This window comes from Cerasicoccus frondis (assembly GCA_031296915.1).
GTDB lineage: Bacteria > Verrucomicrobiota > Verrucomicrobiia > Opitutales > Cerasicoccaceae > Cerasicoccus > Cerasicoccus frondis.
Genome location: JAVDPC010000016.1, coordinates 19,672 through 43,654 on the forward strand (window position 1 = coordinate 19,672; position 23,983 = coordinate 43,654).

Sequence of the window (23,983 nt, forward strand, 5' to 3'; positions counted from 1 at the left end):
ACTACCGGCTGGTCTGTTTCTCAAGGTTGCTTTTTTCGTAGGCCTGGATGATCCGGCTGACGAGCGGGTGACGGACGACGTCCATCGCGTCGAAGTAAAAGAGCTTGATGCCCTTGATGTTGGCGAGGATTTGCACGGCCTGCTTGAGGCCCGACATCTTGGAGCGGGGAAGGTCCACCTGCGTAATGTCCCCCGTGATGATCATTTTCGATCCCTCGCCCAGGCGCGTCAGGAACATCATCATTTGTTCGTGGGTCGTGTTCTGCGCCTCGTCGAGGATTACGTAGGCATGGGAAAGCGTGCGGCCGCGCATGTAGGCCAGCGGGGCAATTTCGATGAGGCTCTTTTCGCGCATTTTGGCGGCGTCCTCCTTGCCCATCATGTCGAACATCGCGTCGTAAATCGGGCGCAGGTAGGGGTCGAGCTTTTGCTCGAGTTCGCCCGGCAGGAAGCCCAGCGCCTCACCAGCCTCGACAGCTGGCCGAGTGATGATGATGCGCTTCACGTCGCCCTCTTGCAGCGCGTAGAGCGCGGCGGCCATGGCCAGGTAAGTCTTGCCCGTGCCCGCGGGGCCGATGCCGAAAACGACGTCGTTCTTCTGGATAAATTGCAGGTAGCGCTTCTGGTTGATCGTCTTCGGGACGATGCTCGCCTTGCGCAAATTGAGGACCAACGGGTTGTTGAAGACCTCCATGACCTCCTCGCCGTCGCCACGCTCAAAGGTCTCCAAAATGTGCGAGAAGTCGTTGTTGGTCAGGTTGATGCCCTGACTGCGCGCGGTGTCAAGGGTCTTGAAAAAGTCCGTAGCGGCGGCCACATTGCCCTCGTCCCCCTCCAGTTCCAGCCAGTCTTCGCGGGTGACGATGCTGACGTCGAATGCTTTCTCCGCCCGGTTCAGGTTCTCCTCCTTGCTGCAATAGAGCGAACTCAAATGCCGGGGGCTGGTAAATTGAAGCTTTTCAGTAGCCATTTATGAAATTAGACGGCGTGAGCCGGAGTGAACTCGCGCAGGCGCTCCCACATGCCGTCCATGCTTTCGGGCAAGACGCGGGTATCCCCCAGCACGGGCATGAAATTGGTGTCGCCGTTCCAGCGCGGAACGATGTGGCAATGCAAATGTTGTGGGATGCCAGCGCCAGCGGCGCCGCCGAAGTTGAAGCCCACATTGAACCCGTCCGGGCGCAGGGCGTCGGTCAAAATCTGCTGCCCCAACACAATGGTTTCCATGAGGTCCGCGCGCTCAGCGGCGGTCAGTTCAGCCAGTTGGGGAATTTCGCGATAAGGCGCGGCCAGCAGGTGCCCGGCGTTGTACGGAAACTTGTTCATGACCAGAAATGAATGCTCGCCGCGCCAGACCAGGTGGTTCGCGCGGTCATCATCACTGGCCGGAATGCGGGTAAACGGGTTCCCGCCCTCATTTTCCGGTTTGGGGGCTTCGATGTAGGCCATGCGCCAATAGGCGTGCAGAGATTCCATCACTAAAGAGCTAATACAAAATTTTCGGAGGATGTAATAGAACAATCGGGCATCTGGCTAGCTCAAACCATAGGTGGCAAAGTTGACGGTTTTCATAAGGAATTGTAGCTAGTTGATTGCCAAAATTGGACGACACTCACGACAAAAGCGTTCAACGCCACCCGGAAAAACGTCGGCCCAAAGCAACCAATGCGGCGCCAGAAACCAAACGACGCTCTGGGCGCATTTCTCTCGGACCAGGAAAACCGCATGCCATCTCTAGCATAAAAACCAGGAAGACTACGACCTAAGTCGTTGATCATCAGCTTCAATTAATAGTAAGAGCCACTCACTATTAATATTCACAAGTTCACATAAAAGTATTGTGTTCGCCGCCCGCATCGCTAGTATCTGTGCGTTCACTTATCCTATAATCCATGAACCGCCATCCTCCCATGAAGAAACCGCATCCGAACTAACGCCCTGGGACGTCATACACGACGTCCCACCCCGCCCACCTGCAATATCCCAGCGCCGTAGTCACTCGCAACGGGGCGCCCATTCGCGGATAAAATCCATTCTGCGACGCCCCCGGACTGTAAATTCGCCAATCAGGCTGAAGCGTCGCCGGGCCATTGATGCCACAGGTGTGCGGCAACTCCGTTCGGCAGGCTCGTCGCAGCGACGACCGCAAACGCCTCTATCGGCGTTTGCCAGAATGCCCTATGCGTTCATTGACAGTTTTTCCCACTTGAGAGCCCCCCCCTCCCCCGCTCCAAACTCCATGCGAGCTTGCTTCCACAGAATCAAACTAGAGGCAAAATTCGCTATTTCGTTACCAATAAAGGCTTTCAGCCCCTAAAATTAATTAGCTAATAACAAACTTCGCTATAGCGTTCATCACAGGGGCACAAACGCTTCCTCACAAAGCTACAGTTTGCGATAAGATAAATCTCAATATATATACGCACATCAATGCAGGACCAAAGACCCACAATACATTAGTAATAGGATTGATGAGCTGGCAAAACCCATCATTTAGTAGTGTTTAAATTGTAAGGGCGCTACTGCATTTTATTGATTAATTAACAACAGTCAGCTAACTTAATAATTCATGAAACGCGTAGTTATTATTGAAGATCAGACGATCCTGAGGGAATTTACGCGAGCGCTCGTTGAGAACTCCCCCATGCTGGAACTGGTTGGTGAAACTGGTGACGGCATTGAAGGCTATAATCTGGTGGAACGATTAAAGCCTGACCTGTTAATCCTGGACGTTGTCTTGCCTGGCCTGAATGGGGTCAGCGTGATGAAACGCCTAAAAAAAGAGCAGCCCGACATTTATGTCCTGGGCTTCTCATCCTTCCACAACAAGAGCCTGGTGAGGCAGATGATCGAGGCAGGCGCCAACGGTCTCGTACAAAAGACCGAGAGCCTGGAAATCCTCGAAACAGCGATCAAAAAGGTTGCCGAAGGCCAGACCTACTTCAGCCCGAACATTGCGGAAATCATGCGCGAGCTCATGCTCAACCCAAACCGCACATCGACACTGGAAGACCTGACCAACCGCGAAGTCGAAATCCTCAAGCTCATCGCCGAAAGCTTCAGCAACAAGGAAATCGCCTCCAAGCTTTGCATCAGCATTAAAACCGCAGAAACGCATCGCAACCGCATCATCTCCAAGCTCAACATCCATGACGCTCCAGGCCTGACCCGCTTCGCGATCGCCAACGGCTTGGTCAGCGTGTTTGGAGACTAGATCCGAGCAGAATTTTATCCTGCCTGTATAGCTGCTGAGCACAAAGCCATTTGGCTTTGTGCTCTTCTTTTGCCTGTTAATCAGTGGGCGATTTCCCAACCACCAATTGGACGCCCTGCGACTTGGCATAAGCCAGCCCAACTGGATCAGCCCCGGAAGAGTTGAGCACGCCAAACACCACGCCCAGATAGTTGTGAGCGCCGACGTATTCCTTGTCCACCACCGCATTGTTCACCCCTTGTGTTACCCAGCTTGAGCCGACTTTGCGGATGAGTTGGTGGCTGACCAAGTCGCCGGATTTATCGAGGTATACAGCCATCATCCCCGGTTCCAGCTCGTCGTAGCGCGCCCTCTCCACGAGCAGCACCGAGCCTTCTCCAAAGTAAGGCAGCATCGACTGCCCACTGCCCAGCATGACGACCCACGAGGGATTCTGCCTGGCAACCGATAGCGCGTCGTCAATCACCCGGCTAAGCGGGACATTGGTGGTCAAGTTAACCTCGGTTAGTTGAGCGGACATTGCTTGCGGGCTAAACCACAGCAAAAGCAGGATAAGTGATGAATGCAGGAATGGCTTTTTCATACCATAACAAATAGCACAGACACCAGCGCTTGGTAATTCACACTGCGTTGTATTTTTAAGATGAAATTTATGTAAATAACGCCGGGAAATGTCTCGAAAAAATATTATATACAATGGAGTCCGCGCGTTAAAATCCATCAAGCACGCAAGAGCCAAATGGCCCTATGGCGCCAACTAAAGATCAATTGAGCCAACTACTTCATTCTGCGGTTAGACACTGCCACTAAACTGCGATATAATGAACCATGCACCACGCCTGGATAACGGTTGTCGCCACGCTGATTTACCTCATCATCTGCACTGGTTGTGCGACGGAAGAAACAGCCCCTCCCCCCATTCCGGAGTCTCCGCTTTCCTTTCGCAGTTCCAGTCATGCGGCGCGCATAGTCGAGCGGCAACAGGAGGGCCGCGTCAGCGCTCCAGCCGAAGGCGCCTCCATGCAGCCCCTGTATGCGAACAACACCTACCTGGTCATCACGCCAATCGCATACAGTGAGCTGCAACCCGGCATGCTCATTGCCTATCGGAACCTGTCAGGCCGACGCGTGGTTCATCGGCTCGTCGAGATGGAAGACGGCTACTGGACAGCCCAGGGCATTAATAACGAATTCGAAGACGCCGACTACGTGACGCCGCATAACCTGATCGGCGTCGTCTATGGCTCTTTCGTCGCCGACCGCTAAGCTGGCTTCGCTTTGTGCTTTCATTTTCGGGCACAAAGCTTTTTCCTCCCCCGCATGCCCGATCACTCCGCCAACGCCGACCTCATCGACGCGCTCGCCCAGGAAACCATTCACCGCTACCAACTCGCCAACGGCCTGACCGTCGTCCACAAGGAAGACCGCTCCGCCGAGCTCATTTCCGTGCAAACGTGGGTCAAAACCGGCAGCATCCACGAGGGCGCCATGCTCGGCGCCGGCCTCTCCCATTACCTGGAGCACCTGCTCTTTAAAGGCACCGAAAAGCGCGGCCCGCTCGACATCAGCCGCGAGATCAACGGCTGCGGCGGCTACATCAACGCCTACACCACTTTCGACCGCACGGTCTACTACATCGACGGTCCGTCCAACGCCGCAGGCACGATCTTCGACGTCCTCGCCGACATGTCGCTCAACGCCTCACTGCCCGAAGAGGAAATCATCCGCGAGCGCGACGTCATCCTGCGCGAGATCGACATGGGCCTCGACGACCCCGACCGCCGCCTGTTCCACACCTTCGCGCATACCGCCTTCCGCGAGCACCCTTACCGCCACCCCGTCATCGGCCACCGCCCGCTCTTTGAAGGCGTGACGCCCAATGACCTGCGCAGCTATTACCACGGCCGCTATGCGCCGAACAACCTCGTGCTCGTCGTTGTCGGCGCCGTCTCGGAAGCCGAATGCCGCGAGTTGGCGGACAAGCATTTTGGGCAGAAGCCCATGCGGCAGCTCGCCCCCGCCTACGTGCCCAGCGAGCCCGCGCAACTCGCCCCCCGCGAAAACCGCGCTACGGGCGATTTCAACATCGTCCGCGGCTTCATCGGCTTTAAAGTCCCCGGCCTCGCCGCGACAGACGCCCCGGCGCTCGACGTCCTCGCTCGCCTGCTAGGCAACGGCGCCAGCTCCTGGCTCTGGCAAAGCCTCCGCGAAAAACAACGCCTCGTGCACAACATTTCCGCCGGCTGCTGGAACCCCGGCGAACACGGCCTGTTCTGGATCAGCTACCTGTGCGACCCCGGCAAACGCGAGGCCGTCGAAACCGCCATCCGCAGTGAGCTGGCCATTGCCCAGACCCGCCCGCCCCAGCCCGAGGAGCTCGCCAAAATCGTCCGCCAATCCCTCGTGGGCGAAGTCAATTCTCGCAAAACCGTCAGCGGCCAGGCAGCGCGCCTGGGCTCAGCGGAAGTCGTCGCTGGCGACCTCGGGTTCCCGCAGCAACACCTGCGCCGCCTCGCTCAGCTCACGCCAGACCAAATCATCCACGCCGCCAGCCGCTACCTGATCGAAACCCGCGAAACCGCAGCCTCGATTGAACCGACGCCCGTCGCCGTCAGCGCGCCTTCGATCAACACCGGCGCTGGCCTGCCCGACTTTGAGGAAGTCACCTTCAAAAATGGCGCCCGCCTGTTCCTGCAAAACGGCGGCAGCGTGCCCAAGACCCACGTCCGCTTCGTCTCCCGTGGCGGCCCGCTCTGGGACCCCGCTGGCCAACGCGGCGCGACCGGCGTCTTCGCCACCCTCCTCGCCCGCGACACCACCAAGCGCACCGCCGCCGAAGTCGCCACCGTCATCGAATCCGTGGGCGGCTCGTTTGACGAACACGTCGGCAACAACACCTTTGGCCTCTCCCTGGAAACCCTCAGCGGAGACTTCCCCCTCGCCGCCGAACTCCTCAGCGACGCCCTTCACCACGCGGCCTACCTCCCGGCCACTTTCGAGATCGAGCGCGACGCGCAGATCGCTTCGCTTCAGGAAGATGACGACGAGGTCCTCGAATGGAGCCGCCGCCAACTGCGCACCAAATACTTCGGCGCTCATCCTTACGCCGTCGATTACCTCGGGCTCGAAAGCGACCTCAAGACGCTGACGCCCGACCACATGCGCGCGCTCGCAGGCCAACTTCTCGCCGGCCCCAACGCCCTGCTCGCCGTCACGGGTCAATTCGACCGCAATGCCGTCGTCAACACCCTTGGGCCCATCCTCGAAGCGCTGCCAGCGGAGTTCGCCAACGCCCCGTGCCCCGCCCACAACGCTCCGGCGGAAACTGGGTCCATAACCCTCCAGCGCGACCGCGAGCAAGCCATCGTCCTCGTCGCCTATCCGGACAGCGGCGTCGCAAATTTCGAAAACTACTTGGCGGGCGAGGCGCTCGATGAGCTCTTCAGCGGCATGTCCAGCCAGCTCTTCCAAAAAGTCCGCGAAGAGAAAGGCATGGCTTACTTTGTCGGCTCCCAACGGATGCTGGGGCTCAACTGCGGCATGTTCTCCTTCTACGCTGGCACCAGCAAACAGCAGGCGGACGAGGTGGAGCGCGAAATCCTGGCCGAAGTCGAGCGCGCCCGCGCTGGCGGCTTTACCGGGCAGGAATGGTCGGCCTGCAAAACCCGGCTGACCGTGCGCCGCGCCCAGGGCCAACAATCCCCCGGCTCCAGGGCGATGCACGCCTGCCTGAGCGCGCTTTATGGTCAATCGGTGAACGCCTGGCGTGATTATCCTGACCAAGTGCGCAAATTAAGCCTCGATCAGCTGACGGCGTTCGCCACCGAACGCTTCACCGAGGATAAGCGTCTGATCCTGAAGACCTTGCCCGGCAAAGCCTGATCGACAGCACAGTAAACAGAGCCCGAAGCTCTGTGACGCGGAGGTTAAACTTCGCCGACGGAAAGCGCATCACCTTGAGTTTTCTGGCGATTTTTGCTGGTTTGAGCGACGCTCGCACGCAATTTGCTCAGCCAAGGTCAGGCATGAATCGCCACGCAAATAAAACCATTCCTGCAAGCTACTGCTCGCTCAATCATCGGCCGCGATCCGGCTTCGCTTTGGTGATCGCACTCGCGTTGATGACTTTCATCGTCCTGCTGATCTTCAGCATGTCGGCGCTCACCCAGGTCGAACTGGCCACCGCCAGCCACGACCGCAGCCAACAACTTGCCCGCGAAAACGCGCGCCTGGGCCTGCTTGTCGCATTGGGACAGCTCCAGAAAGCTGCCGGACCTGACCAACGCGTCACCGCCCGCGCAGATATTCTGGGTGACACCAATTACGATGTCGCCAATCAATATTGGACCGGCGTTTGGAACACCACCAACATGAACGCCGCCCCGACGTGGCTCGTATCTGGCGCCCCAAATGTGACCACCCAATCAAACGACACTGCGCTCTTAGCAGGCAGCGCATTCTTTGGAAACCTGGCGAATCGCTACGTTAGAGTCGAACGTGAGCCTGTGCGTGATGAAAACGATGCAACTCTTGGCTACTATGCTTACTGGGTTTCCGATGAAGGCATTAAAGCGAGCATTGCCAAAAACAGCGACCTCGAGCGCTACCTGGATAACTTCAATTACCCGCTGCTCACACCAGAATCATTCGACATAAGTGAATTGGAATTGAAGCGCTTACGCCAAATCTCCGGTGATCGCCCTTATTTTGAGCGCATGTTTACCGCAGTTGAGAAGATTGCTGATGAGTCAGGCTACGAAGAAGATATCTGGGAAAGCACTACCCAATACACGATCAGCAACGTTGCTTCATTTTCCCAACTCGGTAACCTGACAAGCCTCAATCAACAGACGCCCGATCAAGGATCGGCTGTCACCGAGCTTCAATACAATCATGCGGACTTAACTCTAAACTCTAAGGGAATTCTGGCCAACACCAGAGAGGGTGGTCTGAAGAAAGACCTGAGTAACGAAACCATCACCGACCCAGACGCCCCTTTCGAATTTAATTCTGAATTCTGGTCCTTCTTAAACGCCAGACCCGACAACAACGACCGCGCGGAATTCCGGGGAGTGAACACAGGCGCCGCTAACTCAATTAGCATCGATCCAGGTGATCCAATCAATCCAGTCGGCCCGGTGATCGTTGAGTTTGCCCTGTATTTTGGCGTATTCAGAGCAAGTCAAACGAGTGAAAATTTGGAGTTCCACATAACAATTGGAGCCGATATCTGGAACCCCTACGCAACCCAAATGGGCTTCACTCCATCAGGCATCGATGACCTGATTTTCGACTTTGAAATGCCAACTTTAAACCTCACATGGGTCACCGAAGTAGGCAAAGACGAGGAAGACGATGGAGCCATCATCTTCAATCCAAACAATATCGACTTCAAACGAAACGGTGAAACATTCACGCTTAACGAAGTGCCATTCGACATCTATGATAAGATGGCGGTGGGTGAGGTCCGAAAAATTAGCGAAAAACTATCCGGCCTAATCACGATAGGCGTCATTGAGGATGCTGGGAGCAACCGCGACGCCATCACCATCCAACAATCCACCGGCAGCACGCTGACACTGCGGATCAAAACCAAAAGCGGCGACCTGATTCAGGAGTTTAAAGACATTCCTTTCGGTTCGTTCATCGTATCTGATGAATTGCGCTATGACTCCAACGTGGGTTATTCGGACTATCAGGCAGCGTATCACTTCAAATTCCACGACGAAGTGCTGAGTCCAAATAACGACTTGGAAAAGTGGATGAGCGAGTTTGATGTGAGAGCAATCATCCAGGATTTCGGCGATAGTGATATCCTCGATATGTTCGAGATTAGTTCAGACCCTGCATTCGCGGTTAACGATGAAAGCATCTTCAGTGGACGCCCTGAATTCTTCGTCGACAACAACTACCATCGATTTTTTGACTATACTGGGACTGAGCCAATTTCCATTGGGCATCTCCAACACCTGCAGTTCAGGGACACCCGCCCATTTTCCATCGGCAACCCTTGGGGGGGGGATTTAAACGAGGCCTTCGACCGCTACTTTTTCTCATCCATGACCGACGATCATGGCTACGGGCTGCAATTACCCAACCACCACCTGAGCCAATACACGGATGCAGGGGCAGACGCAACCAATGCCGATGAAGCCGCTGCCGCATTTATGGTTGATGGCGCATTTAACCTGAACTCCACTTCAGTCAAAGCGTGGGAAGCCGCCTTGGGAGCGATCCACCTTTATGACTGGCAATTTCGGATCAACGAAGACACGTCTTCGCAAACCTTGAGCCACGTGAAGAACGCCATCTTCCGCTTCCCACACATGGCCGATCGCTCTTATACCCACCCGTACTCAAATGGCAGCGCCAGAATCCGCTCTTATCCTGAAGCAACTCAGAGTCAGCGTGAAAACTGGTATCGCAAACATTGGCAGCCGGACTGGGCGGCGGCATTCACCGTAGGCGCGCGCCAACTGCGCGATGGCGACAACGGTGACAACATAGACGACGTGAAAGATTTAGCCGAAGCGATCGTCGATAAAATTAAGGCGCACGGTAAGCCCTTCGACTCGATTGAGGAAATGCTCAATGACGGCATTTTACAGGAGGCAATTGACGACACCAGAATCAATACAGTGAGCAGTAGCGTCTATAAAAATGAAAGCAACGATCTAAAGAAGCTGCCTCGCTACTGCCCTAGTTTCGTAACTCAAGCAGACCTCATCAACATACTTGCGCCATATGCTCAGACACGTTCAGACACGTTTCTCATCCGCGCCTATGGCAACGCAGAAAATAAAATTACTGGCGAGGAAGAGGCCACCGCATGGTGTGAAGCTGAAGTTCAGCGCATCCCACACGTGGGAGCCTCCAACGACAGGCAATTTAAAATCATAAGCTTTAGATGGCTGGACGAAACAGAAATTTAATCATCGCCGTCTGGGTAATGCTGATTGCCCAGACAATGATCGTCAAAGCACAGGAAACAGCCGAGTCAGGTTTCGTTAGCCTGCAACTGAGCTTCCTGAAGATTGGCAATGGGTCATTTGAAGGCATTAAGGTAGAAACCCAACCCGGCGAAGTCACGGAGCTAAGCCTAAGTCGCACCCGCATTTCGGAGCCCATCGATTACAGTGGCCCAAACCCGATTATCTTCTTTCGAGAGATCCCCGCCCCCACGCTGGATGACCCCAACGCCGTTCGACGCGAGCCACTCGCCCAATATCTCGCGCCCACGACTGTTAAGGAAGGCTTGTTGTTTTTTCGGGAGAAACAACCCACCTCCACTGAGCCTTGGCTCTATGAAGTCTATGGAATGGATTTTAGCTTAAAAGCCTTTCCCGAGGACAGCTTGGTCACCGTCAATTCCACGAATTTCAAACTTATTGGCCGATTGGGCAAGGAGGGAGTCAGCATCAATGAAGGCGCTAATTCAGCAATTTCTTACAAGCAGTTTATCAAAGACCAATTTCCTGTTGGTTTCGCCCTCGAAACTGCGGATGGCCCAAAAATCCTTTTCGAGAAGAACATGGAGTTTACCGAAAACTACCGCATCATTTTAGTGCTGGCGCCACCCCGCCGCGAAGGCTCCATTCGCCTACAGGTCTACTCGATACCTGATCTGCTCCGCACTGACAGCATGGCGTCAACCGGCGCCTAAGCTGGACCTAAGCTTGATTTTTTACGCTGAGCGGGTTTGATTAGGGGTTATGTCAGATCCAGCCACGCTTAATCCGCCTGTCGATGTTCGCATCGGCGACGAACGCCTGATTCGCCTCACCGAGTCGGCGGGGAAGAAGGCGACGGCCCTCATCGAACGTGAACAAAAGGGGGAATACCTCCGCGTAGCGATCAACGGCGGTGGCTGCAATGGCCTGTCTTATAAGATGAAGTTTGTCCCTGCGCCGAAAAAGAGCGACATCCTCGTCCCCACCAGCGGCATCCACGTTGTAGTCGACATGAAAAGCGCGCTCTACTTGAAGGGCACGATCATGGACTACTCGGACAAGATGGTTGGCGGCGGTTTCAAGTTCACCAACCCCAACGCCAAGAGCAGCTGTTCCTGCGGCGAAAGCTTCTCAGTGTAAGCCCTATGGCGTGAGTAAACGCCGCCTTGCTATCGGCTTGAAAACCCAGGTATTTTCACTAGGCTATACGTCCTAATGCTGGGACGCCAGAAACGCTACTACCGCACTTGCAGCTTCCTCCTGGATGCCGTGGCGGCTATCGCGTGCCTGGAAATAGTCTACCTTGCGCTGCTTTACGCCTCCCCCTTGTGGCAGCGCTGGCTGACGGAAATTACCGGCTACCCGTTTAACTTTCAGGGCGTCACCCACCTCACCGAACAGGGCTGGCTGTTTACCGTCATCCTCCTGTGCCTGTTCCTGTCACTGTGGTCGAACCGCTTTTACTCGATCGATTACTTTGCTGGTCGGCGTAAAATTGTCTTTGCCGCGGCCAAATCCACTCTCGTTGGGTTGGGGCTCGTCACGGTGTTCTTTTATTTCTTTTCGATCATCAACGTGAACCGCTCATTGCTGTTCGGATTTTATGCACTGTTCGGCGCTTACCTGGTGACGAAAGAGCTCCTGTTCCGCCACTTCGTCATTCAGCGGCGATTTCAAAAACGCCCCCTCCGCGCGCTGCTTCTTTGTCCGGAAGCCGAACGCTCGGCGCTGCAAAACCGCTTTGCTCAACGCGACCACGCTTCCGTGCAACTAACGCACACCATGACCAGCGTTGCGGGCCTGGCTGACACGCTTTCAACCGGCGGCTATGATCTGGTGCTGCTGGGGAATCACCCGGACGCCCAACGCGCAATTGAGGTTGCCGAGGAGCAGGGCGTCGAGGTCTGGTATCGCGCAGACTTCCTTTCTCCGCTCCTCGCACGACCCGAGTTCGATGAGTTTGGCGGCGCCCCCATCGTGATCTTTTCGACGGTGCCGCACTACGAGGGCAAGTTCTTCTACAAGCGCGCATTCGACGTCATCGCCGCACTTGGCCTACTGCTGCTCCTGAGCCCGCTCCTCGCTGTGATCGGGCTGCTGGTCAAGCTCAGCTCACGCGGCCCAATAATCTTCAAGCAGCAGCGCACCGGCTGGCGGGGACGACCATTTTTCATGTGGAAATTCCGCACGATGATTGCCGATGCCGAGGCGCAACGCGATGCGCTAAACGCCGCCAACGAAATACAGGGCCCGGCCTTCAAGCTCGCTCAAGACCCGCGCATCACGCCGTTTGGCCGCTGGCTGCGGCGCTACAGCCTCGATGAACTGCCACAGCTGTGGAACATTTTACGCGGCGATATGAGCCTCGTCGGGCCCCGCCCCCTGCCCCTCAAGGAGACGGAGAATTTCTCCGCCTTCCGCGACCGCAGGCGCCTCAGCGTGTTGCCAGGCTTAACGGGGCTCTGGCAGGTATCCGGACGTTCCGACATCAAGGACTTTGCCGAATGGGTTCGCCTGGACCTCGAATACATCGACCGCTGGAGCTTCTGGCTCGATGTGCGCATTCTGTGCAAAACACTGCCCACCGTCCTCAGCGGCCAGGGCGCGCATTGAGCCGCAAAGTTTCGCCCAAAGCTAGAGCACTTTTCATCTAGATTGGCCGATCAGGCCGCAGTGATTTTTCGTGTCCAGCAAGGCGGCTTAAGCGTCGCAGGCTGGAAGCCTGTGAGCGAAAAGCCAACAACGCTGGCGCGGAAAAGCACTCGGTTTAGGGCTTGGGGCCAGATTGGAAGTTCGCGGCGTTGGCATTTCAATCACGGGCTTACAGCCCGCTCAATCAAAGCCGCCTTGCGCTGCATCCAATCTCTACCCCACCTGAATCGGCAAATCTAGATGAAAAGTGCTCTAATACGCAACCGGGTACTTGCCGCTGATTTTGGGCTGGGCCATGTCGAGCAGCGCCTTGACTGCGGGGATAGAGCCCACGGCGGTGTAAGTGGTCGATTTGCGGGCGTCGATCTTTTCCAACGAAACACTCGGGCCGCTCCCCTTGTCGCTGGCCTTGGACACGGCGGTAAATGCATCCGCAAACTTTGTGCTGAAGGCCTTGGCTTGGTCAGCCGAAAGGGTGATCTCCTGGTTGTCCATTTGCTCGGAATCACTCCAGTATTCGTAACTCAAGGCGCCGTTGTTCATCAGCGCGATGGAAAAATACTCACCGCCGGTCTCATCGGTGACGGTGATCAGGTAGCTGTAAGCGGCGTCATAATCGAGCTTCGCCTCGGATTTTTGGGCGGCTTGAGCGACGGAGGAAACCAGCAGAAGGGCAATGGCAAAAAATGTTTTCATGGGCTTTACTATGATAATGGTTATTTCGTCTTTTTTGCAAAAAAATCAACGCCAATAAACAATGCCGTTGCATTTATTTTTCCCGCTGTAAACCCCGTGGCCAAAAGCCAACGGCAGGATTGCATTTTCGAGCCAATCCGCCACACTCAACCATCATGCCAATTTATGAATACCATTGCCCGGATTGCGACAGCGACCACGAGCTGCTCGTCCGCAATTCCAGTGAACAGCCCAAGTGCCCAAAATGCGGCGGCGAACATCTGCATAAGCAATTCTCCACCTTCGCGGCAAACGGCGCCCCCCAAAGCGACAACAGCAGCTGCTGCCAAGGCGGTGGTTGCGGTTGCTCGCACTAACCACCTCCAGATGCGGCATTGACATAAGTTGCGCGAAATGCGCCGCTTACCTTGCTTTATGGATAACCGACTTCCCATCGCCGCCCTGATCGTTGCTCTTTGTCTGCAAGGCTGCACTTGGCTCGGCCTCAGCAGCGACGAGGACGATGCCGAAAAGGATGCGCGCGCTCAGCGTGTAACGGCCATTCAAAACGCCACGCCTGACATTGAAGCGCCCCGGGGCGTCACCATGGCTGACCGCCGCCTGCGCGATATTTACGACCGTCAGCAGCAGCTTTATCAGCGCTTGGCCAACGAAGGCGGTCAACTCCGCGATCCCGAGTACGACCGCCTGATCACCGAGGTCCTGACGCAATACCAGTCCTACATCCTCGACTACCCTGACAGCGTTTACGGTGTGATCCTTTACGGCAAGATGCTCCGCGACATCGGCCAGCGCGACAAAGCCAACCATGCCTTTCTCCGCGCTAACCGCATCGACGAGAACATTGCCGTCGTCAAACAACAGATCGGCAACTACCTCGCCGAAGAAGGCGAGCCCAGCCTCGCCCTGGCCTACTACATGGCCGCCGCCGAGCTTGAACCCAACGAGGCCATCTACGCCTACCAGATCGGCGAAGTCCTCCACACCTACCGCGATGAGCTCATTGCCGATCAGGCGCTCGAAGCCACATTACTCGACGAGCAAATGCTCAATGCCTTCGCCACAGCCCACGAGCTGGCCCCCGGCAACCGCCAGCTCAACCAGCGCTACGCCGAGGCCTATTTCGACGTCGATAACCCAGACTGGGCCACGGCCCGCACCCTCTGGCGCAAGCTCGAGATCAGCTCCAGCGACCCAGCCGAGATCGACTGGATTCGCATGCAGGAAGCCCGCGTGTTGATCCAAATGGGGCATTATGCCGAAGCCCGCCAAATACTTGGTCAGATCACCACCCCCGGCCTCGACGAAGCCAAGACGCAACTGCTGGCCCAAGCCGCCAGCTAGAGCACTTTTCATCTAATCAGCAAAGGCCCGAAACGTCAGGGATATGCGGCGCCCCTGGTCAGATTTCTTTTTCGTCACTTCATGAGTCCAGGCTCGGTTGGTTGCCGCAGGCAACACAAACACCGAGCCATGGCGCGCAGTGAAATCGAGGTAACCACTCCCTTGCCACGGACGCAGGCGGAAAGTCCGCGTCGCGCCAAGAGAGATCGTCACGATCGGCGCATCGGCGATCAAACCGTTGGGACTATCACGGTGCTTTCCGATGTAGTGCCCGTGCGCGGCGTCATACCAATTGACCAATAATCCGTTGAGCCGCGCGTCGATCTGCTCCTGGCACCAACTTGCATACGGCTGCCAACATCCAGGCATGGGCAACGCGTTATTTTGAAATCCAGAATAGATGTACGATCGCCCATAAGCCTGCTGCCACCTGGGCGTGGGCAGCACCCGGCCATGAATCCGCACCTCGTGATAATGCTCCGGATGCATGCTCCAAAAGGTCTCAAACGTCGCGTCGTTCGGCAGGAGCTCCACAGGCAGCGAAGCGGTCAACAATGCGTTATCCGCGTCCAGGGCGATGCGCTCAAGGGCCTGCATTGTTCAATACTCCGCCATCTCGACCCAAAGTTTGGCGAACTCCGCCTCATACGCCTCAACCGCATCGCCATCGTTGGTGATGAGCAGGTTTTCCTGATTGTGCGATGCGGCGCTGCGCGTCCAGTTATAGCTGCCCGTTAGGAGGCGCTCGTCGTCGACAATCGCAAACTTGTGGTGCATGTGGTCGGGCGTGAGATCCACCCTCACCGCCACGCCAAAACGGTCAAGCCGACGCACATCGGAGCCTGCATCGTGCGCCTTGTCGTTGTCGGTGATGATACGGATGGCCACCCGGCGCTCGCGCGCCTCCAAAATCGCCTCAACAATGCGGTCGTCCGTAATCGTAAACACGCAGATGTCCAACGTGCGGCGGGCGCTGCGTAGACTGCCCAATATCGCATTTAAACAATCGCTGCCCGGGCTGAAATAGGCGCTGCTCTTAATCTGCTGTGGCGGCTTGCGCTGGATTTCGAGCACGGTCTTGCTCGCGTCTTCCAGCCAGTCAATCAGCTCTTGCGCATTGCCCGCATTGAGCTGCTCCCGGGCAAGATCAAAGATCTTCGCGCGCAGGATCGCCAACTCGCGGGCATCCAGCTCCGCATCACGCAACAGCGCTCGCACCGCCTGTAATTCACTCCGGGAAATCGCGCCATCGGCCAGCGTTTGGCGCAGGGCGTCTTCTATTTGGGGTAGCTCAGCCATGTCCTTACCCGCCCGCGACGATGCGGACAATTTCCAGCACGTCGCCGTTTTCGAGAGTTGCAGCCTTGGCCTCAGATTGCGTCAGGGCTTCGCCGTTGCGTTCGACCACAACGCGCTCTGGCGCCTGTCCGCGTCCGGCCAGGAAGTCCGGCAGTGAGGTGCCGGCATCAATGGAAAACGTTTCTCCGTTGGCGGTGATTTCGATCATAAATACTGAACTAAGCATCTCGCGCCTGAACGCGAATTAAAACGAGGTGCGGCGGAATCCCAGCTCGAGCAGAGCCGCCGTGAGCGCTTCGTCGTCATGGGCGTTGATCAGGTCCAGATAGGCTGAACCCGGGTCAATGGTTTCGCCCGCAGTCTGCCGCGCCACCACAAGGTGCTCATCGGTCAGCGCGAGGGTGAAAAAGCAGATCATCAAGTCTTCGGCGCGATCCACAGCGTAGCGCTCCTCGAGGATGTAGGTTTGCCGTGCCGGCCCTTGGACCATGAGTATGAGCCAGGAGGGAATCGACTCGGCGTTTTCCGTATCGGCTTCCACAACCTTCCATTGGCCGCCATTGCCGAGCGTAAAGGTGAGGTAACGAAAATCCTCTGTTTTGCTGCCGTCGAAAAAATACTGGTCCGCAGACGTGCCGACGCGACCGGGGAATTTCAACCCGTATTGCAGCTCCGACCAAAACACCCCGGCCAATACCGCAATCGGCAGCACCATGAACACCGCCAGCAACAACGCCAGACGCTTCAGGCTGAACCCGCGCTGACTCATACGGGGGCCAACTCAGCAGGCGTCTCTTGCACCAGCGCTTGGTCAAAGTCCTTCCACACCGCTTCGTAGCCGTGGCTGCGGATCATCGCCGCAATGGCCGCCGGAGAACGTTCGTCCGCAATGTGAAATTGCTCGCCTGGCTGCTCCTTGGTTGGCTGCCACTGGTTTTCGTCAAAGTGATCATAACCTCCGGGCTCGGTCGAGGCGCCCGCGCTCATCAGCGTAACGCCAAGTGGAACGATGCCATTGCGCAAGCTCGGGGGCTCCCGCGTGGAAATCGTAATGCCCGCATGGGGCAGCAGCATGCGCAGCGCGCAGATTGTCTGCACGAGCTCGCGGTCGCTCATCAAATAGTCCGCATTGGGCTGCCAGCCCCCCGCCGCCGGACGCATCCGCGGCAAACTGACCGAAACCTGCGCCTTCCAGCATTTCTTGAGCAAATGCTGCGCATGCGCGGCCACCGCCAGCGCCTCATAACGCCAATCGTGCAAACCGAGCAGCGCGCCAATGCCCAGACGCCGAAAACCGGCCTCGTAACCACGCTCCGGCGTGTCCATCCGCCAGGCAAAATATTTCTTCGGCCCCGCCGTGTGGAGCTCCTCGTAAGTCGGCTGGTAATACGTTTCCTGGTAAACAAGCAGCGCCTCAGCGCCCGCCTCGACGAGGTGTCCGTATTCCTCCGTGTGCATCGGCCCAAGCTCAATGCTGACCGCCGGCATGATCGGCAGCGTCCGCTTAATGCACTCCGCCACGTAGCCGTTCGACACCCATTTCGGATGCTCCCCCGCCACCAGCAGCAGCGAACGAAATCCCTGCCGCGCCAAGCGCTCTGCCTGCTCCACGACCTTACTCACCGGTATCGTAATCCGCGGAATATCGTTGTGCCGCGAAAAACCGCAGTATTTGCAGACATTCACGCACTCGTTGGAGAGATACATCGGCGCAAAGAGCCGCACCGCCTTACCGAAAAACCGCTGCGTAATCCGCTGCGAATGCCCCGCCAGCTGCTCAATCCGCGCCCCCGCCGCAGGGGAGATCAGCGCGGCAAAGTCTTCCAGCGACGTCGCCCGCCCCCGCCGCAACACCGCGTCCACCCGCACTAGGTCGGCCTCGCGGGATTGCTCAGCCAGTCGCTCCAGCGGCAGCCGCGCAAAAGCCTCGGAAAACATTCCGGGCTCCGCTTCATGGCATTCGTGGTATTTGCGTGGTGTGGACATCGCTGCTACTCTTGCAGGATCTGAACTGTTTTCAAACCGGAAGAACTACTATTCTTCTCGATCAAGTCTCTTTTCGAAACCCGCTTTCCTCGAGAACCGCCCCAAGGAGCCGCGTGCATAATAGTAAAATAGAAGGCCAACATAATTAGCTGAAACACAAAAAAGAATCCAGCCTACCTTTTCATGTCCTTCCAAGTCATCATTTTTATATATTCGATAGATCCCAAGTAACAATGGTCCGAAAAACACGACCAACACCAGAAATTTTAGAATAATCCCAAGAGTCACTGCCATTACCACACTCTTGATTTAGTATCCGCACCGCATTTACGGCTACCCCAAAAACGCCGTGAGCGGGCTGGTGGCGGTGGCGGTTTGGGAGGTGGGGCCGAGGCCCATTTCGTAGGCGGCGCGGCCGGCGTCGACGGCGGCAGAGAAGGCCTGGCCCATTTTTGCTGGATCGCTCGCTACGGCGATGGCGGTGTTGACCAAAACTGCGTCAGCGCCCATTTCCATCGCGGCGGCGGCATGGGACGGCGCGCCGATGCCGGCGTCGACCACCACGGGCACCCGGGCTTGCTCGATGATGATTTCGATTTGCGCCCGGGTTTCGATGCCCTTGTTGCTGCCAATGGGCGAACCCAGCGGCATAACCGTGGCGCAGCCGACATCCTGTAAACGCGCGGCAAGCACGGGATCCGCGTTGATGTAAGGCATGACGGTCCAGCCTTCCTTGACGAGGATTTCCGCGGCTTTGAACGTCTCAATCGGGTCGGGCAGCAGGTAATTCGGGTCCGGGTGGATCTCGAGCTTCACCCATTGCGGCAAGCCAGCCGCCAATGCCAGGCGCGCCAGGCGAACGGCTTCCTCGGCGTTCATGGCGCCAGCGGTATTGGGCAGCACGAGGTAGCGGTCGGGCTCCAAAAAGTCGAGGATGTCGGCAAATGGATCGGCCTTGCCGGAGAGGTTCGCGCGCTTAAGCGCCACGGTGACCAGCCCCGTGCCGCAGGCGCGCAATGCGTCGCGCATCTGCTCGTTGGACGCAAATTTACCCGTGCCGACCAGCAACCGGCTCGGGAATTCCCGCCCGGCAATGACCAAAGGTTCGTTGGAAAGAGGTTGAGACATAACCAAGGGAAACATCGTCTCCAGATCCCGCAAAACGTCAATGATGAGTTTGGGCGAGCGTATCGGCGAATTTGAAAGCGCCACACCTGGATCAAGGATGTCGTGCGGGTCCAAGAGGGCGAGCCGTCCCCTTTCCACCGCAACTACTTCCAGGACTTCGATGCGATCACCCAGCTCCGGCAATCCGGCCCTTGGCTCATCTACCAAGGCGAGATTCCCAGGCAAGGCCTCGGCATGGCAGAAATTTTACAATCCAACGCCGTGTACGAACACCTCGGCATCGTCAACGCGCTCAACCTCGACGGCGACCCGGCCAGTGGTTTTTGAACACGCTCCCCTAGCAACGGCAGAATCAACATCCCGGAGCTGTCGGCTGTCCGGAATTACAGCCGACGATATCGCTAGAAGGCGGCAACGCCAAGAGTAGGTGAGATGTGAATCGTCACCTACCTCGTCTTGTTCTGTGATCTCATCTAGCCAAAAAGCTGAGCATCTGCTTCAGATAGGTCAAGTCCATCAAGGCAAGATACAAACACGCCGTGTCCCCAAAATAAATTTGAATCATCAAACCAAACATCGATACACTCAATGCCTGTCGTGCTAAGACTTTTAAGTGTAAACTTCTGATCGAACTCACTTTGATTCAGTTTCGGATTTTTAACAGTCTTGCAGGTACCATCCTCTTGCACCTCATCATATTCATTCCATCCTCCATTATAAGTGGGGAGAAGGTCGCGGACCAAAATCTTTCTGCATTCGCTTTCAATTCGAGCAAGTTCACTTACCACTTGAGCTGTGAATTCGATGGCATCGGAGTCAGACTGGTCGTCAGGCTCTATTTGCACCTCAATCTTAGATCCATTGAACAGGATTATTGTTTCAAATCCTTCAGCATTATTCTTTGGTCTTGTTAGTGTGCCTAGGACTGGATGTGGATTTTCCATTTTTTTGCAGAACCATAATTATACTTGAAAAGTTTCATGCACCAATAGCACGTCACACTTGTATAATTGCTACCGATCGCCCAAGTGACAAGGGAAGATTACCTGTGATCAATAAAACCTGATACTACCTGGGCGCACCAATCACATGCCTTCAGGCGCCCCCTCAAACCCACTGGTGCTTTCGGTGAAAACCCACCAGTGTTTTTTGCCGCAATCCTCTGGTGGGTTGTGTCGGAACCCTTAGGTGTTTTGCGTCGGAAAACACTGGTTGGTTGTGTCGCAAAACACTGGGGCATTTCGTCGGAAAACACCAGTGGGTTTTGTCAGTTTGCCCCGGAGGATTTTGTTAAAAAACACCAGTGGGTTTTGCTGGAAAACACTGGTGGTTTTGGAGAATTGAATCGTCACTCGGTGTTCACTTCCGGAGGTAAAGAAGTGGAATATTGCCTCTCGCATAGTTCCCGCCATCTCGATCAGGCATTTTAGACGCCCTCAAAGCTGATGCGGCGATCTCCACCGTGCGATATTGAGTTGGGCTGCATGACTAACAGAAACCAATACAAACTCACCGCTTGACCGCCCACACATCCGCAACAGCATTACACGCATCATGCAAGAGACTGAAGATATGACGCTGATGTATTTGGGAAGCGGCCTAATGTATGGCGGCCTGCTGCTTGCTCTCATCGCGGGCATCATCGGCGGCAACTTGCCGCAAAGCAAAGGCTTCAAATATGGCGTCTTTTTTCACGCGGGGAACATGGTAGCCGCCCCTCTTGGCGGGCTGGCCATGGTTTGCTTGTTTTATGAGTTTCTTTCCCCGGACATCGCGCACCTAAACACCATCGTGGTGGCCGTGGTGGTCATCGCTGAGCTCATTGCCTACAAGGCGCTGAAGTTTCGCGGCAAAGCGCTGTGGTGGATCACAAACATCCCCTACATTCTTCTGATCTACACCATCCCATTTGCGATCTGGAACATCGTCTACTACTACAAGGTGTATAAACCGGGAAACAGTACAGACTCGCCCACGCCCAGCTCCAGCAACCTCGTTGCCAACTAAGCGATGCAGGACAACAACACATTACTCTACATTGGCACAGCGATCCTCCTGCCCGGCTTAATCGCCAGCCTCATCTTTGCCATCATCGCCGCAAGGCGTCCCGCAAACGAAGGCTTTCGCTACGGCGCCTTCTTCCTCAAGGGAAGCATCATTGCGATTCCGGCGATTGGTCTGGGCAACACCTGCTTTTACTACCAATTCCTGCCTGGCGGGCTAGCTCACGCGGCAGCCATCCCCACGCTCTGCGTGATCATCGGCATCCTCAGCGCATATAAGCTGCTGGACTTCCGCAACAAAGGGCTGTGGTGGATCTTCAACATTCCCTACATCGTTACGGGCTACGGACTGCCCTTAGCCATTTTCAACATCATTTACATTTACGCGATCTACAAGCCGACGTCGATTAAAGCCGATGCGCCTCCACCGCTCCCGAGTGAAGCCTAGCTCTCCAGCCCAGCGATCTGCCCCTAGGTTCTGTTCGAAAAGGTGGCGCCCCAACCCTTACGTTGGTTGCGACGCGACTATACTTGGGTTCTGTCACGACCGCCCTAACGGTTGCCTCAGTCAGATACACATGAATCAAAAGCGATCCGGATGAAATCGCGGCGTAAAGCCGCTCCCACATAGACAGCTTGATCTGTGGGAGCGGCTTTAAGCCGCGATGCGCAACGCTGTTGCCCCCGCCATCACGATCTTGAATTTCCAGACACCGTCCTAGCTCTCCAGTCCGGCGATCTTTTCCTGGGCGGATTCCCAGTCGGCGTAGGCGCGCTCGATGTTGCGCTTGAGGGAATCGTAGCGGTCCATTTTTTCCTTGGTCTCGGCGCCTTGCTTGAAGAACGCGGGGTCCATCATGGCCGCCTCCAGCTCATTGTATTCGGCCTCCATGGTCGCAATATCGGCTTCGAGCTTTTCGCACTTTTTCTTCAGAGGCGCCAGCAGGCGGTTGCGCTCGGCGACGAGTTGGCGGCGCTCCTTGGGAGAGAGGTTCGAAGGTTCGGCAGTGCGTGAGTTTGAAGGTTGGGCAGGTGTCGCGGAAGAGGCGCTTGCGGCAAATTTGTTTTGCCCGGCGGATTGCGCTGCCTCGCGTTCAGCGGCAATTTTCTCCAGGTAGTAGCTGATGTTGCCCGCGAACATCCGGGCGCCATCGCGGCTGATCTCGAGCGTCTTCTCGGCCAGCGGATCGAGGAATGAGCGGTCGTGCGAAACGATGATCAACGTGCCGTTGAACTCACGCAATGCTTGCTGGAGCACCTCCTTCGAACGCATGTCGAGGTGGTTCGTCGGCTCGTCAAGGATGAGGCAGTTGAAGGGCTGAAGGAGCATTTTGGCGAGCGCCAGCCGGTTCTTTTCGCCGCCGCTGAGCACCTTAACCTTCTTAAAAACATCGTCGCCGCTAAAGAGAAACGCGCCAAGCAAAGTCCGCGCGCGGCGGCCCTGCCCCTGTGGCGCGGCGGCCTCAGCGATGGACAATGCATCCGAAGTCGGGTCGAGTTCCTCGGCCTGATGCTGCGCGAAATACGCGACCTGCACTTGGTAGCCGACTTCGCGGTCACCAGCCTGAATCGGCTCCACGCCAGCCAGGATGCGCGCCAAAGTTGACTTACCCGCGCCGTTACGGCCAACGATGGCAATGCGGTCCCCGCGCTCGATTTTGAGGTCGAGGTTGCGGTAAATCTCGAGGTCGCCATAGCGCTTTTCGACTTGCTTCAGCTCGAGCACCACTTGCCCGCAATGCGGCGCAGGCGGCAGGCTGAAGGCGACGGTGGACTCCTCTTCCTCAATCTCGATGCGCTCAATCTTGTCCAACGCCTTGATGCGACTTTGAACCTGCGCCGCCTTGGTGTTCTTGGCGCGGAAACGCTCAATGAAGCGTTCCGTCTCGGCAATTTGGCGCTGCTGGTTTTCGGCTGAACGTTTCAACGCATCACGGCGCAGCACGCTTTCCTTTTCAAAGAAGCTGTAGTTGCCATTGTAATTTTCCAATCGCCCCTTGCTGAGCGCCCATGTGCGCGAAGTCAGGCCATCGAGGAATGCACGATCATGCGAAACGATCATCAGCGCGCCTTCGTAGCCGCGCAAATATTGTTCAAGCCAAGTCAGCGAATCGAGGTCCAGGTGGTTCGTCGGTTCGTCAAGGAGAAGCAACGAGGGCTCACGCAGGAGCAGCTTGGCCATCGCGATGCGCATTTGCCAACCACCGGAAAATTCGCCGCAGTCGCGCTCAAGATCGCTCATTTCAAAGCCCAGACCCAGCAGCACACGCTCCACGCGGGACGGCAGCTTGTGCGCCTCGGCATCCTGCAAGTGATGCTCCAAGGCGCCAATGACTTCCAGCGTCTCGGCGTATTCGGAACTCGTTGGGTCGAGCTCCTGCAAGCGTGCGCTGGCGTCATCGACCTTTCGCTGAATGCCGAGCACGTCCTCAAAAGCGGTCATCGCCTCTTCGCGCAACGGACGGCCCTTGACGGCCAACCCATCTTGCGGCAAGTGACCAAGGGTGACGTAACTGGCTTTTTCCACGGCGCCGCCATCAAGCTCCTGCTCGTTCATGAGCACACGGATGAGCGTCGACTTGCCCATGCCATTGGAGCCCACCAAGCCAATGCGATCGCGCGCGGTGATCGTCCCCGTAACGCCGCCAAAAATAGCGCGTGTCCCGAATCGCAGTTGAATGTCTCGCAAGGTGATCATGGAAATGAAAGCC

25 protein-coding genes are annotated in these 23,983 nt (G+C 56.4%); 13 read left to right on the plus strand and 12 right to left on the minus strand.

What is annotated here, in order from left to right; translation table 11 throughout:
• Window position 1: 1 nt before the first annotated feature.
• The gene (locus tag RBB63_RS12740) at window positions 2-970 is read right to left on the minus strand and encodes a PhoH family protein (protein WP_309384798.1); all 969 of its coding nucleotides are present in this window, start codon (window positions 968-970) and stop codon (window positions 2-4) included.
• Window positions 971-978: 8 nt separating this feature from the next.
• A complete protein-coding gene (locus RBB63_RS12745; protein WP_309384800.1) occupies window positions 979-1,476 on the minus strand; it encodes an HIT family protein in 498 nt (165 codons plus the stop codon).
• 1,093 nt (window positions 1,477-2,569) lie between these two features.
• Here RBB63_RS12745 and RBB63_RS12750 point away from each other — a divergent pair.
• A complete protein-coding gene (locus RBB63_RS12750) occupies window positions 2,570-3,214 on the plus strand; it encodes a response regulator (RefSeq protein WP_309384802.1) in 645 nt (214 codons plus the stop codon).
• Between the two features lie 76 nt (window positions 3,215-3,290).
• On the opposite strand, the gene RBB63_RS12755 is transcribed toward RBB63_RS12750, so the two are convergent.
• Window positions 3,291-3,734: a S24/S26 family peptidase gene (locus RBB63_RS12755; RefSeq protein ID WP_309384804.1), complete on the minus strand. Its 444-nt coding sequence runs from the start codon at window positions 3,732-3,734 to the stop codon at window positions 3,291-3,293.
• Between the two features lie 308 nt (window positions 3,735-4,042).
• Here RBB63_RS12755 and RBB63_RS12760 point away from each other — a divergent pair, with 308 nt between their 5' ends.
• From RBB63_RS12760 to RBB63_RS12785, 6 genes are all read left to right on the plus strand, one after another.
• A complete protein-coding gene (locus RBB63_RS12760) occupies window positions 4,043-4,480 on the plus strand; it encodes a S24/S26 family peptidase (protein WP_309384806.1) in 438 nt (145 codons plus the stop codon).
• Window positions 4,481-4,534: 54 nt separating this feature from the next.
• On the plus strand, window positions 4,535-7,096 hold the full coding sequence (locus tag RBB63_RS12765) for a M16 family metallopeptidase (protein ID WP_309384808.1): 2,562 nt from the start codon (window positions 4,535-4,537) through the stop codon (window positions 7,094-7,096).
• Window positions 7,097-7,239: 143 nt separating this feature from the next.
• A complete protein-coding gene (locus RBB63_RS12770) occupies window positions 7,240-10,146 on the plus strand; it encodes a pilus assembly PilX family protein (RefSeq protein ID WP_309384811.1) in 2,907 nt (968 codons plus the stop codon).
• Window positions 10,122-10,877 carry a hypothetical protein gene (locus tag RBB63_RS12775; RefSeq protein WP_309384813.1) on the plus strand — a complete coding sequence of 252 codons (756 nt, stop codon included), beginning with the start codon at window positions 10,122-10,124 and terminating at the stop codon, window positions 10,875-10,877. The genes RBB63_RS12770 and RBB63_RS12775 overlap by 25 nt, the downstream gene beginning before the upstream one ends.
• Before the next feature lie 49 nt (window positions 10,878-10,926).
• On the plus strand, window positions 10,927-11,304 hold the full coding sequence (locus tag RBB63_RS12780) for a HesB/IscA family protein (RefSeq protein WP_309384816.1): 378 nt from the start codon (window positions 10,927-10,929) through the stop codon (window positions 11,302-11,304).
• Window positions 11,305-11,379: 75 nt separating this feature from the next.
• Window positions 11,380-12,777 carry a sugar transferase gene (locus RBB63_RS12785; RefSeq protein WP_309384818.1) on the plus strand — a complete coding sequence of 466 codons (1,398 nt, stop codon included), beginning with the start codon at window positions 11,380-11,382 and terminating at the stop codon, window positions 12,775-12,777.
• A gap of 291 nt (window positions 12,778-13,068) precedes the next feature.
• Here the strand turns inward: RBB63_RS12785 and RBB63_RS12790 are convergent, their stop codons facing one another.
• Entirely contained in the window at window positions 13,069-13,512 is a 444-nt protein-coding gene (locus RBB63_RS12790; protein ID WP_309384821.1) for a hypothetical protein, read from the minus strand.
• A 155-nt stretch (window positions 13,513-13,667) separates the two neighbouring features.
• On the opposite strand from RBB63_RS12790, the gene RBB63_RS12795 reads away from it, so the two are divergent.
• Both RBB63_RS12795 and RBB63_RS12800 read left to right on the plus strand, forming a co-directional pair.
• Window positions 13,668-13,868 carry an FmdB family zinc ribbon protein gene (locus tag RBB63_RS12795; RefSeq protein ID WP_309384823.1) on the plus strand — a complete coding sequence of 67 codons (201 nt, stop codon included), beginning with the start codon at window positions 13,668-13,670 and terminating at the stop codon, window positions 13,866-13,868.
• Window positions 13,869-13,926: 58 nt separating this feature from the next.
• Window positions 13,927-14,856, plus strand: a complete 930-nt coding sequence (locus RBB63_RS12800) for a tetratricopeptide repeat protein (protein ID WP_309384825.1) — start codon at window positions 13,927-13,929, stop codon at window positions 14,854-14,856.
• Between the two features lie 12 nt (window positions 14,857-14,868).
• Here RBB63_RS12800 and RBB63_RS12805 read toward each other — a convergent pair whose 3' ends face one another.
• The 6 genes from RBB63_RS12805 to RBB63_RS12830 form a co-directional block, all read right to left on the minus strand.
• A complete protein-coding gene (locus RBB63_RS12805; RefSeq protein WP_309384827.1) occupies window positions 14,869-15,453 on the minus strand; it encodes an alpha-ketoglutarate-dependent dioxygenase AlkB in 585 nt (194 codons plus the stop codon).
• Between the two features lie 3 nt (window positions 15,454-15,456).
• Window positions 15,457-16,155, minus strand: a complete 699-nt coding sequence (locus tag RBB63_RS12810; RefSeq protein WP_309384829.1) for a phospholipase D-like domain-containing protein — start codon at window positions 16,153-16,155, stop codon at window positions 15,457-15,459.
• Between the two features lie 4 nt (window positions 16,156-16,159).
• Window positions 16,160-16,381, minus strand: a complete 222-nt coding sequence (thiS, locus tag RBB63_RS12815) for a sulfur carrier protein ThiS (protein WP_309384831.1) — start codon at window positions 16,379-16,381, stop codon at window positions 16,160-16,162.
• Window positions 16,382-16,399: 18 nt separating this feature from the next.
• The gene (locus RBB63_RS12820) at window positions 16,400-16,924 is read right to left on the minus strand and encodes a hypothetical protein (protein WP_309384833.1); all 525 of its coding nucleotides are present in this window, start codon (window positions 16,922-16,924) and stop codon (window positions 16,400-16,402) included.
• Window positions 16,921-18,141, minus strand: coding sequence for a 2-iminoacetate synthase ThiH (gene thiH / locus RBB63_RS12825; RefSeq protein WP_309384835.1), 1,221 nt, complete (start codon window positions 18,139-18,141; stop codon window positions 16,921-16,923). Before thiH ends, RBB63_RS12820 begins: the two co-directional genes overlap by 4 nt.
• 333 nt (window positions 18,142-18,474) lie before the next feature.
• The gene (locus tag RBB63_RS12830; RefSeq protein ID WP_309384837.1) at window positions 18,475-19,269 is read right to left on the minus strand and encodes a thiazole synthase; all 795 of its coding nucleotides are present in this window, start codon (window positions 19,267-19,269) and stop codon (window positions 18,475-18,477) included.
• Between the two features lie 102 nt (window positions 19,270-19,371).
• Between RBB63_RS12830 and RBB63_RS12835 the strand changes: the two genes are divergently transcribed.
• The gene (locus tag RBB63_RS12835; protein WP_309384839.1) at window positions 19,372-19,596 is read left to right on the plus strand and encodes a hypothetical protein; all 225 of its coding nucleotides are present in this window, start codon (window positions 19,372-19,374) and stop codon (window positions 19,594-19,596) included.
• 146 nt (window positions 19,597-19,742) lie between these two features.
• Here the strand turns inward: RBB63_RS12835 and RBB63_RS12840 are convergent, their stop codons facing one another.
• Window positions 19,743-20,213 carry a DUF2262 domain-containing protein gene (locus tag RBB63_RS12840; protein WP_309384840.1) on the minus strand — a complete coding sequence of 157 codons (471 nt, stop codon included), beginning with the start codon at window positions 20,211-20,213 and terminating at the stop codon, window positions 19,743-19,745.
• 198 nt (window positions 20,214-20,411) lie between these two features.
• On the opposite strand from RBB63_RS12840, the gene RBB63_RS12845 reads away from it, so the two are divergent.
• The 3 genes from RBB63_RS12845 (at window position 20,412) to RBB63_RS12855 (ending at window position 21,720) form a co-directional block, all read left to right on the plus strand.
• Entirely contained in the window at window positions 20,412-20,699 is a 288-nt protein-coding gene (locus tag RBB63_RS12845; protein WP_309384842.1) for a hypothetical protein, read from the plus strand.
• A 124-nt stretch (window positions 20,700-20,823) separates the two neighbouring features.
• On the plus strand, window positions 20,824-21,276 hold the full coding sequence (locus RBB63_RS12850; protein WP_309384844.1) for a hypothetical protein: 453 nt from the start codon (window positions 20,824-20,826) through the stop codon (window positions 21,274-21,276).
• A gap of 3 nt (window positions 21,277-21,279) precedes the next feature.
• The gene (locus tag RBB63_RS12855) at window positions 21,280-21,720 is read left to right on the plus strand and encodes a hypothetical protein (protein WP_309384846.1); all 441 of its coding nucleotides are present in this window, start codon (window positions 21,280-21,282) and stop codon (window positions 21,718-21,720) included.
• 270 nt (window positions 21,721-21,990) lie between these two features.
• Here the strand turns inward: RBB63_RS12855 and abc-f are convergent, their stop codons facing one another.
• Entirely contained in the window at window positions 21,991-23,970 is a 1,980-nt protein-coding gene (gene abc-f, locus RBB63_RS12860) for a ribosomal protection-like ABC-F family protein (protein WP_309384848.1), read from the minus strand.
• Window positions 23,971-23,983 lie beyond the last annotated feature (13 nt).